We start from the raw sequence: 15,247 nt of genomic DNA, 5'->3' as shown, positions 1-15,247 counted from the left end.
TCCCTTCTCGGCACCTCAGTCGGCGGACCGGGTCCAGCCGGCCGCCTCGATCCGGGCCGCGTCGCCGGGTCGCGACCCGTCGAAGAGCGTCCTGCCGCCGTCCGCGATCCGCAGGCCGTCCACATACGCGCCGCGCCCGACGTACAGCCGGTCCGTCGTGTACCGCCAGCGCAGCCGGAGCGGCCGGCCGCGCCAGGCGGACAGATCGGACTCGACGCCGTGCCATACCCGGCCCGACCAGCCGGACACCCGGCCCTCGGGGCGGGGCACGGCGTGCCCGCCCCGGCTCCGCGTCTCGAACGGGACGGCCTGCCAGCTCGCCCCGCCGTCGGCGGAGGCTTCCAGGAACACCCCGTCGGAGCCGGGTTCGGTGTCCCACCACAGGGAGCAGCGCAGCCGGGCGCGTCCGGTGGACGGGCTGACCTCGGGCAGCGCCAGCGTCGCGGTGGTGGCCGAGGCCATCCCGGAGAACCAGGCGGTGCGGCCGTGCGCGGGCCGTACGGGTACGGCGCGGGCGAGGTGGTTCGCGGCGGCGACGCGCGGTGCGCTGCCGGAGCGCCAGCTGCGCACCGGATGCACGGAGTTGCCGAGGACGATCAGGAAGGAGTCCGTCGAGGGGTCCAGTACCACGCTGGTGCCGGTGAAGCCCGTGTGTCCGGCGGTGCGGGGCGTGGCCATCGCGCCCATGTACCAGTGCTGGTACAGCTCGAAGCCGAGTCCGTGCTCGTCGCCGGGGAACGCGGTGTTGAAGTCGGTGAACAGCAGTTCCACGGACTCGGGGGTGAGGATGCGGGCCCGGCCGTAGGCGCCGCCGTTGAGCAGGGTGCGGGCGAGCACCGCGAGGTCCCAGGCGCGGGAGAACACCCCGGCGTGCCCGGCGACCCCGCCGAACGCGTGGGCGTTCTCGTCGTGCACCTCGCCCCACACCAGCCCGCGGTCCAGCCCCGACCACGGCTGCCGGGCGTCCTCGGTCGCGGCGATCCCGGGCCGCCAGGAGGCGGGTGGGTTGAACCGGGTGCGGTCCATGCCGAGCGGCGCCGTGACGTCCTCGCGCAGCAGGGTGTCCAGGCCCCGGCCGGTGATCTTCTCCAGGACCAGCTGAAGCGTGATCAGGTTCAGGTCGGAGTACCGGTACTGGGTGCCCGGCGGGCTCACGGGCGCCTCGTTCCACAGCCGCCGGAGCCGGTCCTGGTGGGTGGGCTCCTTGTAGAGGGGGATCCAGGAGCGCAACCCCGAGGTGTGGGTGAGCAGTTGGCGTACGGTGACGTCCTGCTTGCCCGCGGCCCCGAACTCCGGCAGGTAGGAGGCGGCCTTCTCCTCCAGTTCCAGCGTGCCGCGCTCGATCTGCCGGACGGCCAGGACGGACGTGAACAGCTTGGACACCGACGCCAGGTCGAACACGGTGTCCTCGGTCATGGGGATCTGCCGCTCCGGCGGGAACTCCACGCCGGTGTCGGTGCTCTCGTCGTAGGCCGAGTAGCGCACGGCCTTGCCGATCGGGTGGTGCAGGGCGACCGTGCCGCCGCGGCCGGCCAGCAGTACGGCTCCGGCGTACCAGGGGCGCCGGGGGGAGGGCGAGAGGAAGGTCTCGGCGTCGGCGACCAGCCGGTCCAGGGGGCCGGCGAGGAGCCCGGCCCGCCGGGGCGTACCGCGCCGCAGCGTCGTGCGCCGGTGCCCGCCGACCCGGCCCGCGGCGCCTTCCGCCGCGGCGGCTCCCGGGACCGGTCCGATCACGAGGGCTCCTCCCAGTGCCAGCAGTCCGCCGCCGAGCCGGCGGCGGCTGATCCCGCTGCCTGCCGAGTTCTCCGTCATACCGCACCCTCCCTGAAAGAATCCTTCGGGCGACCGTGCAACACGTGAAACTTTCTTACCGGGCCCGGGGGGCGTCAAGGTCGCGGAAGGGTCCGGGTTCCCAAGAATCTGACACTGCATCAGAAAATCTCTTCCCTCGGCCGTGCCGCTGCGGCATCCTGCGCCCATGGAGACGGAGCTGAGCAAGAGACTGGGAGTCGAGCACGCCATCTTCGGCTTCACCCCGTTCCCCGCGGTCGCCGCCGCCATCAGCCGGGCCGGCGGCTTCGGCGTCCTGGGTGCGGTCCGCTACACCGCACCCGGCGACCTCGCCCGGGACCTCGACTGGATGCAGGAGCACACCGGCGGCAGACCGTACGGACTCGACGTCGTCATGCCGGCCGGCAAGGCCCCGGGCGTCACCGAGAGCGAGGTCGAGGCCATGATCCCCGAAGGGCACCGCCGGTTCGTCGGCGATCTGCTCGCCGCGCACGGCGTACCCCCGCTGCCCGAGGGCGAGGCGTCCGGCTGGCGGATCACCGGGTGGATGGAGCATGTCGCCCGCAGCCAGCTCGACGTCGCCTTCGACTATCCGATCGGTCTCCTCGCCAACGCCCTCGGCTCCCCGCCCTCCGACGTCGTCGCCCGGGCCCACGACCGCAACGTGCCCGTCGCCGCGCTCGCGGGCAGCGCCGCGCACGCCCGGCGCCACGCCGAGGCCGGCATCGACATCGTCGTCGCCCAGGGCTACGAGGCGGGCGGCCACACCGGCGAGATCGCCTCCATGGTGCTCACCCCCGAGGTCGTCGACGCCGTCGGCCCGCTGCCGGTACTCGCCGCCGGAGGCATCGGCAGTGGCGAGCAGATCGCCGCCGGACTGGCCCTGGGAGCCCAGGGCGTCTGGCTCGGCTCGATCTGGCTCACCACCACCGAGGCCGACCTGCACTCCCGCGCCCTCACCGCGAAGCTGCTCGCCGCGGGGTCCGGCGACACCGTCCGCTCCCGCGCCCTCACCGGCAAACCCGCCCGCCAGCTCCGCACCGCGTGGACCGACGCCTGGGACGACCCGGACGGCCCCGGTGCCCTGCCCATGCCCCTTCAGGGCCTCCTCGTCGCCGAGGCCGTCTCCCGCATCCAGAGGTGGGAGACGGAACCCCTGCTGGGCACCCCCGTCGGCCAGATCGTCGGCCGGATGACCTCGGAGCGGAGCGTCCAGCAGGTCTTCGACGACCTCACCCGCGGCTTCGAGCGCGCCGTCGACCGGGTCCAGCGCATCGCCGGAAGGAGTGGATCATGAGCGAGCGGCCGCCGAAAGCCCTGCGGACGGACTCCGGAGCCCCGCGGACGGACGCGGCAGTCCCGCGGACGGATTCGGGAACCCCGCGGCCGGGCTCGGCAGTCCCGCGGACGGATGCGGGAGTCCCGGGGGCGGACTCGAAAGCCCCCCGGCCGGACGCCCCCGGGGGCTTCTGGGCGCAGGCCACCGCCGATCCGGCACGGACCGTGCTGATCGCCCCCGGTGGCGAGCAGTGGACCGCCGGGCGGCTGCACGGCGACGTCAACCGGCTCGTGCACGGGCTGCGCGCGGCGGGGCTGCGGCGGGGTGACGCCTTCGCCGTCGTCCTGCCCAACGGCGTCGAGTTCCTCACCGCGTACCTCGCCGCCACCCAGGCCGGCTTCTACCTGGTCCCCGTCAACCACCATCTCGTCGGCCCGGAGATCGCCTGGATCGTCGCCGACTCCGGCGCCAGGGTGCTCATCGCGCACGCACGCTTCGGCGCCACCGCGGCCGCGGCCGCCGACGAGGCGGGTCTGCCCGCGAGCGGGCGCTACGCCGTCGGCGCCGTGGACGGCTTCCGGCCGTACACCGCACTGCTCGACGGACAGCCCGCGACACCGCCCGCCGACCGCACCCTCGGCTGGGTCATGAACTACACCTCCGGCACCACCGGCCGGCCCCGGGGCATCCGCCGCCCCCTGCCCGGCACACCGCCGGAGGAGACGCATCTCGGCGGGTTCCTCGGCATCTTCGGCATCAGGCCCTTCGACGGCAACGTCCACCTGGTGTGCTCGCCGATGTACCACACCGCCGTGCTCCAGTTCGCCGGAGCGTCACTGCACATCGGCCACCGGCTGGTGCTGATGGACGGGTGGACGCCCGAGGAGATGCTGCGGCTCATCGACACCCATGCCTGCACCCACACCCATATGGTCCCGACCCAGTTCCACCGGCTGCTCGCGCTGCCGGAGGAGGTCCGGGCCCGCTACGACGTGAGCTCCATGCGACATGCCGTCCACGGCGCCGCGCCCTGCCCCGGCCAGGTGAAGCGGGCGATGATCGACTGGTGGGGGCACTGCGTCGAGGAGTACTACGCGGCCAGCGAGGGCGGCGGCGCCTTCGCCACGGCCGAGGACTGGCTGAAGAAGCCGGGCACGGTCGGGCGGGCCTGGCCCATCAGCGAACTCGCCGTCTTCGACGACGACGGCAACCGGCTGCCACCCGGTGAGGTCGGCACCGTCTACATGAAGATGTCGACCGGTGGCTTCAGCTACCACAAGGACGAGGCCAAGACCCGCAAGAACCGCATCGGCGACTTCTTCACGGTCGGCGACCTAGGCCTCCTCGACGAGGACGGCTACCTGTTCCTGCGCGACCGCAAGATCGACATGATCATCTCGGGCGGCGTCAACATCTACCCCGCCGAGGTCGAGGCCGTGCTCCTGGGCCACCCCGCCGTCGCCGACGCCGCCGTGTTCGGCATCCCGCACGCCGACTGGGGCGAGGAGGTCAAGGCCGTCGTCGAGCCGGCCGAGGGCCACACCCCCGGCCCTGAACTCTCCGCCGCGATCCTCGCCCACTGCGAGCGCCGCCTCGCCGGCTTCAAGCGGCCCAGGAGCGTGGACTTCATCGGCGCCATGCCCCGCGACCCCAACGGCAAGCTCTACAAGCGCCGCCTGCGGGACCCGTACTGGGAGGGACGCGACCGCCCGGTGTGACGGCACGCCGGAGCCGGCGCGGCCACCCGGCCGACCCGGCCGATCCGGTGGCCGCGGCACCCGCTGGAAGGGGCGCGCCCTGGTCCCGTTGGCCCACCAGTCCGGGCGATCCGCCCGGGCTGCTGGCAGCGTGGCGCGCATGAGGATCGGCACGAGGGCGCTGAGCGCGCTGGGCGCGCAGTGGACCACATGGGTGCCGGTCGCAGCCGCGCTGGCGCTGGTCCTCGGCTGGGGCAGACACCTTCCGGGCTTCGCCGCGACCGTCGTGGGGCTCTGCATCGTCGGGGCCGTACTGGCCGCGGTGCACCACGCAGAGGTCGTCGCCCACCGGGTCGGCGAGCCGTTCGGCTCGATCGTCCTCGCCGTGGCGGTGACCGTCATCGAGGTGGGACTGATCGTCACCCTCATGGCGGGCGGCGGGGAGAAGGCCTCCACCTACGCCAGGGACACCGTCTTCGCGGCCGTGATGATCACCTGCAACGGGGTCGTCGGACTGTCCCTGCTCGTCACCGCGCTGCGCCGGCGGACCGCGGTCTTCCACGCCGAGGGCTCGGGCGGGGCCCTGGCCACCGTGTGCACCCTCGCGACCATGACGCTGGTGCTGCCGAGCTTCACCACCGGCCGCCCGGGCGGCGAGTTCACCACGGGCCAGCTGGCGTTCGCCGCGATCGCCTCACTGTGCCTCTACGCCATCTTCATCGCCGTGCAGACCGTCCGGCACCGCGACTACTTCCTGCCCGTCGCACGCGCGGGGCGGGCGAGCGACCCCGAGGAGCACGCCCCACCGCCCGGAACGCGCCAGACCTGGTGGAGCCTCGCACTGCTGTTCGTGGCGCTCGTCGCCGTCGTGGGGGACGCCAAACTCGTCTCGCCGACGATCGAGAGCGGTGTGCAGTCGGCGGGACTGCCCAGCTCCGTCGTCGGCGTGGTGATCGCCCTGATGGTGCTGATGCCGGAGACCCTCGCGGCCGTCCGGGCCGCGCGCCGGGACCGGATGCAGACCAGTCTCAACCTCGCGTACGGCTCCGCCATCGCCAGCATCGGGCTGACCGTCCCGGCGATCGCACTCGCCTCGGTCTGGCTCCCCGGAACCCTGGTACTGGGGATCGACGCCACCCGCCTGGTGCTGCTCGCACTCACCGCCGTGGTCAGCGCCCTGACCGTGGTCCCCGGCCGGGCCACCCTGCTCCAGGGCTGCGTCCACCTGGTGCTGTTCGCCGCCTTCGTCCTGCTGTCCTTCAGCCCCTGACACCGCGTGCGGTGACGGGTGCTCCGGACGCCACGCCCGGCTCGCGTGAGCAGGCGTCCGCGACCGGGGCGCAGCGGCCGCGAGAACCGGGCCGCCGCAGCGGTGTTGCTCCCCCTTCGCGGCCTGCGCGGACCCGGGGCGGTCCGAATCCCCCGGCCGGGGGAGCCCGACCGCCGCCCCGGCGGTACGCGCCTACCGGCCGTGCGGGAACGGCTGCGCCTGCTGGGGGTGTGTACCGGCCGGTGCCGCTCCCGGCCGGATCAGCTGCTCCAGACCGCGCAGGGTCTGCTCGGCCTCCTGGCGCACCTGGGCGGGCACATCACCGCGTTCGGTGACGAGCCGGTCGTAGATCGGCGCCTCCTGCCACACAGCCAACCAGCCCTTTCCCCATACGAGTTTCGCCCCCGGTACCGGAGGCGGCTGCCGAGCTTAGCCGGTCCCCGGCGCGGCCCCTAAACCGGCCCGTCGAAGCCGTCCGCGCGCCGTCCGCGCGCCGTCCGCGCGCCGCCCGGGTCCGTACCGGTTCAGCGCCGCGTCAGCGGTGCCGGGCCGCGAATGCGGCGGTCGAGGTGTCGTCCAGGTCCACGCAGCAGCCGTAGCCCCAGTAGACGTAGTAGTGCGGGGTGGCGAGCCGGCGGCGGCACTCGACGCACTGCACCGGCTGGTGCGGGTTCGCCCGGATCACGGCGGTGTCCTTGAGGGCGAACACCGTCCGGGTCGCTTCGAGCCCGTGCTCCTCGATCCCCTGCTTGACGAACTCGAACGCCCCGTACACATGACCCGAGGGGCACTTGATCCGGTTGGAGTACGCCGATCCGCACGCCTCGGCCCCGAGTTCCTCCCTGATCCGGGCCATCTCCTCGTCCGACACCGGCTCCAGACCGAGCTGCTTCATCCGGTTGGGGGTCCAGTACCACGCGTTCACCGCGTCGAACTGCGACCTGGTCAGATAGAAGGTCGCCGTACGGCCGCTGCGCACGGTCTCCTTGACCGCGTCCACGACGGCGGTGTCGTCCGCCGCCATGACGGCTCTGCCGCCCTTGACGACCGACTCGATCGCGGCCAGTGAGGATGCGTCCACGGTGTATCCCTCCGCGGGAAGGACAGGCCGGGGTGGCCTGTGGCAGGGAGGCTTCCGCTCCGATGGTCCGTCGGGTCCGGGCGCTCCGCAACGCGTGGCGGGCGTTCGGGCGGCGCGCGGTGCGCGGGCCGCCCGCAGCCTGTTCGAGTTCGACGCGGGCACCCTGACCCGGATGGAGAGCGTGGCCCCCTGGGACGGACGGGGCTCTCCAAGTACGTGCGCTGACGGGGAGGGCGGCAGATCGATGGGCACGTTCACCTATTCCGACCTCATGGCACTGGATCTCGGCAGGCTGGGCACCGCCGTCACGGACTGGGAGACGATGGCGGGGAAGCTCGCGAGGCTTCAGACCGATGCCAGGGACGGTCTGCTGAAGAAGTCCGAAGCGGCCCGTTGGCAGGGTGTCAACGCGACCGTGACCAGGGACTTCGTGCGCAAGGCTGTCAAGGAGTTCAGTGATCTGCACAAGGAGGCGCAGAGCGGCGGCGCCGAGGGCTTCGCGCAGCCCCCGAGCAGCAGTCCGGCGGCCAGCAGGGGCAGCGCTGCTCTGGTCAGTACGGTGCTGAGCACTCCGCGATGTCCTCTCGTGATCCTCGTGCGGTGCGGACGGCCGGAGCGTTCCGGCGGATTCACACGGCACGTGCGGTCCGGGCGGCCGCTGCGGCGCGTCCCGCGCCCGGGGCCGGGTCCCGGTGGGCCGTCGACGGCTCCCCGCGTGCATTCCCGCTGCGGGGCCGCGCGTCGTCGGCGCGGCGCCGTGAACGACTCGGAAGGAGCACGAAAACAACGCGGAAGGGCCCGGAACCCGATCGTGTCGATGCCCGATCGGTTCCGGACCCTTCCTGCCTCACCGGGTCGCGGCCCGCCGTTCGGCGGGCCCGCCCGGCGGGCCTGGTCTCACTTGGTGGGCTTGTACGGCGTCGGCTTCGCCGGTCCCTTGTAGAGGCTGATGTGAAGCTCCTTCAGCCGGGCCTCCTCGACCTCCGCCGGGGCGCCCATCAGCAGGTCCTGCGCGTTCTGGTTCAGCGGGAACGCGATGGTCTCGCGGATGTTCGGCTCGTCGGCCAGCAGCATCACGATGCGGTCGACGCCGGGGGCGATGCCGCCGTGCGGCGGGGCGCCGTACTGGAAGGCGCGGAGCATGCCGGAGAACTCCCGCTCGACGGTCTCACGGTCGTAGCCCGCGATCTCGAAGGCCTTGAACATGATGTCGGGCTGGTGGTTCCGGATGGCGCCGGAGGACAGCTCGACGCCGTTGCAGACGATGTCGTACTGCCAGCCGAGGACGTCCAGCGGGTCCTGGGTGCGCAGGGCCTCCAGACCGCCCTGCGGCATGGAGAAGGGGTTGTGCGAGAAGTCGATCCGCCCGGTGTCGGGGTCCTTCTCGTACATCGGGAAGTCGACGATCCAGCAGAACCGGAAGACGTTCTCCTCGAAGTGACCGGAGCGGCGGGCGGCCTCGACCCGCACCGCACCCATGATCTTGGAGACCTCGTCGAACTCGCCGGCGCCGAAGAACACCGCGTGACCGGGCTTGAGGGCCAGGCGCTCGGTGAGGACCTCGACGTTCTCCTCGGTGAGGAACTTGGCGATCGGGCCGGACAGCGCCCCGTCGTCGCCGACGCGCACCCAGGCCAGGCCCTTGGCGCCCTGCTCCACGGCGTACTCGCCGAGCTGGTCGAAGAACTTCCGCGGCTGGTCCTGGACGGCCGGCACCGGCAGCGCCCGGACGTGCTTGCCCGCGAACGCCTTGAACTCCGAGCCCTCGAAGACGTCGGTGATGTCGACGAGCTCCAGCTGCGCCCGCAGGTCGGGCTTGTCGGAGCCGTACTTCAGCATCGCCTCGCGGAACGGGATCCGCGGGAACGGCGAGGTGACGTGGCGGCCGCCGCCGAACTCCTCGAACAGCTCGGTCATCAGCCTCTCGACCGGCCGGAAGACGTCCTCCTGCTCGACGAAGCTCATCTCGATGTCGAGCTGGTAGAACTCGCCGGGCGAGCGGTCGGCACGGGCGTCCTCGTCGCGGAAGCAGGGCGCGATCTGGAAGTAGCGGTCGAAGCCCGCGATCATCAGCAGCTGCTTGAACTGCTGCGGGGCCTGCGGCAGCGCGTAGAACTTGCCGGGGTTCAGCCGGGACGGCACCAGGAAGTCACGGGCGCCCTCCGGGGAGGCCGCGGTGAGGATGGGGGTGGCCATCTCGTTGAAGCCGAGCGCGGTCATCTTCTGCCGGATGGCGGCGATGACGGCGGTGCGCAGCATGATGTTGCGGTGCATGCGCTCGCGGCGCAGGTCCAGGAAGCGGTACTCCAGGCGCCGCTCCTCGTTGACCCCGTCGTCCGTGTTGATCGTGAAGGGCAGCTGGGCCGAGGAGCCGAGCACCTCTACGCCGGTGACCTCGATCTCGACCTCACCGGTCGGCAGGTCCGGGTTGACGTTCTCCGCGCCGCGGGCCGAGACCGTGCCGTCCACGCGGACGACGGACTCCTTGGTGAGGTGGCTCAGTGCCTCGTTGGCGGGGGTGCCGGGGCGGGCGACGAGCTGGACCAGACCGTAGTGGTCGCGGAGATCGATGAAGAGGATGCCGCCCAGGTCTCGGCGATTGTGCAGCCAGCCGCTCAGCCGGACGTCGGTGCCGACGTCAGAGGCGCGGAGCTCGCCGCAGGTGTGGGACCTGTACCGATGCATCGTCGTTCATCCAGTCTTCGCGAGGGGGGATGTGGGCGGACCCACCCAGGTTACCGTCCGGCCCGCGGCGGCCCGTCCGGATTACCGCGCGGTACGGCGCGGCCGGGCCGGTGCGGTGCGGCGACGGCGCGAACGGGTCGGTGCGGTGCGGCGACGGCGCGAACGGGTCGGGTGCGGGGACGGGCCCGGAGCCGGCGGGGCCCCGACCCAGCGGGTGTGCGCCGGAGCAACCTGAATACAGTAGGAAAATGCGCACCGAGGACGTCCTGGCCGCGACGGCGACCGGTCTTTGGCGCTGGGACAACGCGACCGGGACCGTGGGCCTCGACGCGGAGGCCGCCCGGCTGCTGGGGATGCCCGGCGGCGCCGGCACGTACACCACCTCGGCCGTGCGCTCCCGGCTGCACCCCGTCGACTGGAACGAGGTCAGCGGCATCATCGGGCTGGCCGTGGCCGAGGGGACCCTGGCCGAGTCCCGGGTGCGGGTCGTCGACGGTCAGGGGCGGGTGCTGCGCACCATCCGCAGCCGTTCCAAGCCGGTGGCCGAGGGCGACGGCTACCACCTGTTCGGCACCATCCAGGAGGTCCCGGAGCCGCAGCCGGGCACGAGCGCGCACACCCCGGTCACCGGCGACTGGCGGCGCTCCCGCGAGGCGTTCCTGCTCGACGCGGGCCGGGCGCTGGCCGAGGCCCGGTCCACCGCCGAGGTGTTGCGGGTCGCGGCCTCGCTGTCGATGCCGGGCTTCTCCCCCGACGGTCTGGCCGTCTTCGGTGTCGAGGCGGACCGGCTCACGGTCGTCGGGCACCACGGCTACGACGAGCACGTGGCCGGCCCGCTCGCCGACATGCCGATCGAGACCGAGTACCCGGTCGCGGAGGTCATCCGCACGGGACGGGCCCTCTACGTACCGACACCGGAGGAGTACCGGCGCCGGTACCCCATGATGTGGCCGCTGATCGAGGGCTACGGCAGGCAGTCCTGGGCGTTCCTGCCGCTGATCGTCGCGGGCCGGACCATGGGCACCTGGATGGCCGCGTTCAGCCATCCCGTCGCCTTCACGCCCGACGAGCGCTCCGTGCTGGCCACGGTGGCCCGGATGCTGGCGCAGGCGCTGGCCCGCGCCGGGGTCGCCGAGAGCGAACGGGAGCTGTCGCGCGGGCTCCAGCGCTCGATGATGCCGTCACTGGGCCCGGGCATCCCGGGCATGTCGGTCGCGGCCCGGTATGTGCCGACCGGCGGCGGCCTCCAGGTCGGCGGCGACTGGTACGACCTGATCCCGCTGCCCGGCGCTTCCCCCGCCGAAGGGCCGGGCGGCGGGAGGATCGCGCTCGTCATCGGCGACGTCCAGGGCCATGACGTACGGGCGGCCGGGCTGATGGGGCAGCTGCGGACCGCCCTGCGCGCCTACGCCTCCGAGGGCCACCGCCCCGACGCGGTGCTGGCCCGGGCCTCCCGCTTCCTGGCGGGGCTGCACGACTACACGGAGAGCGAGGCGTACGACGACGGCGACCCCGTGGGCGGCCACACCGCCCCGCGCTTCGCCACCTGCCTCTATCTGGAGTGCGACCCGGCGACCGGCACCATCGAGATCGCCCGGGCGGGGCACCCCGATCCGGCGATCAGGCTGGCCGACGGCACGGTGATCCTGCGTCCGACCGCGGGCGGTCTGCCGCTGGGGATCGACCCGGACTCCGACTACCCCACGACGCAGATCGTGCTGGAGCCGGGCGAGACCATCATGATCTGCACGGACGGCCTGCTGGAGACCGGCGGCCACGATCTGGACAGCGGGTGGGAACGGATCCGGGCCGTGCTGGAGGAGCACCGGGACGCTGCGGGTTCGCTGGAGAAGCTCGCGGACGCGCTGGTGCAGGCCGTGCACGGCCCGGCCTCGCACCACACCACCGGCCCGCTCTCGGACCGGCGCGAGGACGACATCGCGGTCGTGCTGCTGTCCCGGCACGGCAGGCCCGCCCGCCGGGCCCCGCGGCGCACGGTGCTCACCGTCCGCCAGGCCGAACCGGAGCGGATCTCGATGGCGCGGCGGCAGATGCGCGATCTGCTGTACGACTGGGCCGACGAGGAGCAGATCGACTCGGCCGTGCTGATGGTCTCCGAGATGGTCACCAATGTGCTGGTGCACACCGACGGGGACGCGCTGATGGTGGCGGAGGCGGCCGGGGAGCACGGCTGCCGACGGCTGCGGGTGGAGGTCTCGGACACCAGCGACGAGCTGCCGCACAAGCGGCGGCCCGGCGAGCTGGCGTCGTCCGGCCGGGGGCTGGTGCTGATGGAGCTGCTCGCCGACGTCTGGGGCGTGGACCCGCGGGGCGAGGGCAAGTCGATCTGGTTCGAGCTCTACGAGCCGGGGTCGGGGGACGGCCCGCCGGAGCCGGTGCCGCCGGGTCCCTGCGTGGGTTCGCCGACTGCCTCGTAGCGGCTGCGCAGTTCCCCGATGATGCCGAACGCGGCGGCGGTCAGCGGAACGGCCAGCAGCATCCCGAGGATCCCGGCGATGCCCGCTCCCGCGGTGATCGCCAGCATCACGACCGCCGGATGCATCTGCACGGTGCGGCTCTGGATCATCGGCTGGAGCACATGCCCCTCCAGCACCTGTACGGCGAGGACCACGCCGAGCGCCCAGAGCGCGATGACGAAGCCCCGGTCGGCGAGCGCCACGAGCACCGCCATCGAGCCGGAGATGAACGCCCCCAGATAGGGGATGTAGGCGAAGACGAAGACCAGCGCGCCCAGCCCGACCGCCCCGGGCACGCGCAGGACCAGCAGGCCCACGGTGATGCAGACGGCGTCGATGAGGGCGATGAACGTGGTGCCGCGCATGAAGCCCTCGACCGCCTCGAACGCCCGCCGCCCCATCGCCTCCGCCATGTCCCCGGTGGACTGCGGGACCAGGGAGCGCAGGGTGGAGACCGCCCGGTCGGAGTCGCGGAGGAAGAAGAAGCTCAGCAGCAGGGCGAGGACGGCGATGGCGATCATCTCGCCCACGACGCTGATGCCGGAGATCACCTCGGACGCGGCGGTCCCGCCGAACTTCGTGAGCAGCTGCCTGGAGTTGGTGGCCAGGTCGTCGAGCGAGGTGCCGGCGGCGCCGAAGTGCCTGGCCAGGTCGGTCGCGGCCCGCTTGAGGGAGGCGATGATCTGGTCCCCGGACTCGATGAGCGCGTTGACCACGATGTACATCGCCCCGCCGACGACCGCGACGACGGCGGCGCAGGTGATCCCCGCGGCGAGCGAGCGCTGCACCTTCATGCGGATCAGGCGCCGGTGCAGCGGGCCGAGCAGCGCGGTGCCCAGCAGCGCGAGCAGCAGGGGGGTGACGGCGGTCTTGAACTCGACGATCAGCCATACGCCGACGGCGCCGACCCCCGCGACGAGCAGCGCGACGGCGCACCAGGCGGCGAGGCGCTGCACGGGCCGGGGGAGAAGGGTCTGCGGCGGCGGCACGGTCCCAGCCGATCACGTCCGGCGCCGGCCGTCCCGTCCGCCGGGTCCGGACGGGTGACGGCTCGTCAGGCAGGTGGGGGCGGCGGCCGCCCCTCGGGGAGGGAAGCGCTTCGGGGAGGAAACCGCCCCTCGGGAGAGCAGCCGCCCCGCCCCTCCCTGGAGAGAACCGCTTGGGGGGCGGGGTGTCCGGTCGGCACGGGCTGCCCCCGATCAGCCCGTGCCGCCGGTGCTCCGCGGCGGGGGCCGCGGTCGGCCGGGGTGCCGTGCTCAGCCGGTGCAGCCGGGTACGGCTCCGGGCGGGGCGCAGTTGTTGGGGAAGTTCCCGATGACGCGGGTCTGGTCGAGGATGACGGTGCTGCCGGGCTCTTCGAAGATGCCACCGCCGTCGGCGGCCCTGTTCCTGGTGACCTTGGAGTCGGTCAGGGTCGCGGTGCCGTCGTCCTGGTACAGACCACCGCCCTGGTCGAAGGCGGTGTTGCCGCTGACTTCGCTGTCGCTGACGGTCATGTCGCCGACTCTCAGAATGCCGCCGCCGTCGACGTCGGCGGTGTTGTTGTTCACCGTGCTGCGGTTGAGGGACACACTGCCCACGAGGGCGAAAATGCCACCGCCGTCCTCGTTGGCGCTGTTGCCGTTCACCGAGCTGCGGGTGAGGGACACACTGCTCCCGATGGTGTTGATGCCGCCGCCGTCGCGGCCGGCGATGTTGCTGTTCACCGTGCTGCGGGTGAGGGACACAAGGCCCCCGATGGTGTTGATGCCACCACCGAAGGTGGCGGCGACGTTGTCGTTCACCGAGCTGCGAGTGAGGGACAAGCTGTCCACGATGGCGTTGATGCCGCCGCCGCCGCGGCCGGCGACATTGCCGTTCACCGAGCTCCCGATGAGGGCCAGGCTGTCCCCGAAGACGCTGATACCGCCGCCGTCGCTGCCGGCGGCGTTGCCGTTCACCGAGCCCCCGGTGAGGGCCACACTGCCCCCGAGGGCGAAGATGCCACCGCCCTCCTCGTTGGCGGTGTTGCGGTCGACGTGGCTGGAGGTGGCGGTGATGGTGGCGACGCCCTCGGTGGCGACCGCGCCTCCGACGTCGTCGGCGTGGTTGCCGGTGAGGGTGGTGCACTTCAGGGTCAGGCTGCGGTTGTCGTCGACGAAGACGGCGCCGCCGTCGTCGGTGCTGCTGCCGCCGCGGACGGTCAGACCCGAGCCGCTCCGGCAGTCCCGGTCATCGCGGTCCCGGTCGCGGTCCCGGTCGCGGTCGCGGTCGTTGCCGCCGAGCGCCGAGGCCGCGCTCCAGCCGTCGCCGCGGCCCTTTCCGCGGCCGGTGCCGTCGAGGGTGAGGGCGCCTGCAGGGCCGGTGATCTCGAAGATCCGGAACTGGGGGGCGGCGGCGAAACGCTCGATCACCGTGCGCTTGCCGCCCTTGAGCGTGATGGGCGTGGTGATCAGCGGCAGGCCGTTGGGGTCCCCGCTGGGACCGGTGTTGTCCACCACCGTGAGTGTGTAGGTGCACTTGGAAGGCAGCCGGATCGTGCCGCCGCCCGCGGCGTTGGCGGCGTCGATGGCATCCTTCAGGGCCTCGACGTCACAGGCGATGGCGTCGGAAGGCCTGGACGGGTCGGCCTGCGCGGACAGGGCCGGGACCAAGGCGAGGCCGAGGGCCAGGGCGGCGCAGACACCGCCCGCTCTCGCAACGAATCTCATGGCAGCTCCATAGGCGTGGGGACCAGCACCGTAGGCGCCACCCGGCCACCCTCGCCGCCAACACACCACACCAACGGAGCGGCACCACACCGACGCACCACCCGGGGCGGCCGGACCCGTCGCGCAAACGGTCCGGGCCTGGTGCCGGGCCCGTCACCCGTCCGCCGAATCCCGGTGGACGGGTGATCGGCCGTCAGAGGAACGGCCGGCGGTTCTCCGGACCGACGGATGCTGGCGGCGCACGCCCACCGGGCCTCGGCGGGCGGGCTGCCTCGAC

Annotated in this window: 10 protein-coding genes; 4 read left to right on the top strand and 6 right to left on the bottom strand. The window is 72.7% G+C overall.

The genetic code is table 11. The features are described from left to right. Positions 1 to 15: 15 nt before the first annotated feature. On the bottom strand, positions 16 to 1,812 hold the full coding sequence (locus tag DDW44_RS15665) for a serine hydrolase domain-containing protein (RefSeq protein ID WP_108906823.1): 1,797 nt from the start codon (positions 1,810 to 1,812) through the stop codon (positions 16 to 18). A 166-nt stretch (positions 1,813 to 1,978) separates the two neighbouring features. On the opposite strand from DDW44_RS15665, the gene DDW44_RS15660 reads away from it, so the two are divergent. The 3 genes from DDW44_RS15660 (at position 1,979) to DDW44_RS15650 (ending at position 6,037) form a co-directional block, all read left to right on the top strand. Continuing rightward, entirely contained in the window at positions 1,979 to 3,088 is a 1,110-nt protein-coding gene (locus tag DDW44_RS15660) for an NAD(P)H-dependent flavin oxidoreductase (protein WP_108906822.1), read from the top strand. Then, positions 3,085 to 4,788, top strand: coding sequence for an acyl-CoA synthetase (locus DDW44_RS15655; RefSeq protein ID WP_108906821.1), 1,704 nt, complete (start codon positions 3,085 to 3,087; stop codon positions 4,786 to 4,788). Before DDW44_RS15660 ends, DDW44_RS15655 begins: the two co-directional genes overlap by 4 nt. Positions 4,789 to 4,927: 139 nt before the next feature. Continuing rightward, positions 4,928 to 6,037 (top strand): calcium:cation antiporter, encoded by a 1,110-nt coding sequence (locus DDW44_RS15650; RefSeq protein ID WP_108906820.1) that lies wholly within the window; start codon positions 4,928 to 4,930, stop codon positions 6,035 to 6,037. Between the two features lie 192 nt (positions 6,038 to 6,229). On the opposite strand, the gene DDW44_RS31685 is transcribed toward DDW44_RS15650, so the two are convergent. The 3 genes from DDW44_RS31685 to aspS all read right to left on the bottom strand — a co-directional run bounded on the left by DDW44_RS31685 (position 6,230) and on the right by aspS (position 9,803). Then, positions 6,230 to 6,412, bottom strand: coding sequence for a hypothetical protein (locus tag DDW44_RS31685; protein WP_146207021.1), 183 nt, complete (start codon positions 6,410 to 6,412; stop codon positions 6,230 to 6,232). Positions 6,413 to 6,572: 160 nt separating this feature from the next. Next, on the bottom strand, positions 6,573 to 7,118 hold the full coding sequence (locus DDW44_RS15645) for a hypothetical protein (protein ID WP_018890874.1): 546 nt from the start codon (positions 7,116 to 7,118) through the stop codon (positions 6,573 to 6,575). An 897-nt stretch (positions 7,119 to 8,015) separates the two neighbouring features. Next, positions 8,016 to 9,803, bottom strand: coding sequence for an aspartate--tRNA ligase (aspS, locus tag DDW44_RS15635; protein WP_108906819.1), 1,788 nt, complete (start codon positions 9,801 to 9,803; stop codon positions 8,016 to 8,018). A 248-nt stretch (positions 9,804 to 10,051) separates the two neighbouring features. Here aspS and DDW44_RS15630 point away from each other — a divergent pair, with 248 nt between their 5' ends. Then, positions 10,052 to 12,241 (top strand): ATP-binding SpoIIE family protein phosphatase, encoded by a 2,190-nt coding sequence (locus tag DDW44_RS15630; protein ID WP_018890756.1) that lies wholly within the window; start codon positions 10,052 to 10,054, stop codon positions 12,239 to 12,241. On the opposite strand, the gene DDW44_RS15625 is transcribed toward DDW44_RS15630, so the two are convergent. Next, positions 12,163 to 13,269, bottom strand: a complete 1,107-nt coding sequence (locus tag DDW44_RS15625) for an AI-2E family transporter (protein WP_017948144.1) — start codon at positions 13,267 to 13,269, stop codon at positions 12,163 to 12,165. The two genes, DDW44_RS15630 and DDW44_RS15625, sit on opposite strands and share 79 nt — an antisense overlap. Before the next feature lie 267 nt (positions 13,270 to 13,536). Continuing rightward, positions 13,537 to 14,970 (bottom strand): hypothetical protein, encoded by a 1,434-nt coding sequence (locus tag DDW44_RS15620; RefSeq protein WP_108906818.1) that lies wholly within the window; start codon positions 14,968 to 14,970, stop codon positions 13,537 to 13,539. Between the last annotated feature and the right edge of the window lie 277 nt (positions 14,971 to 15,247).

It is taken from the genome of Streptomyces tirandamycinicus (genome assembly GCF_003097515.1).
GTDB classification, from domain to species: Bacteria; Actinomycetota; Actinomycetes; order Streptomycetales; family Streptomycetaceae; genus Streptomyces; species Streptomyces tirandamycinicus.
This window is presented reverse-complemented; position numbering and strand designations above follow the sequence as displayed.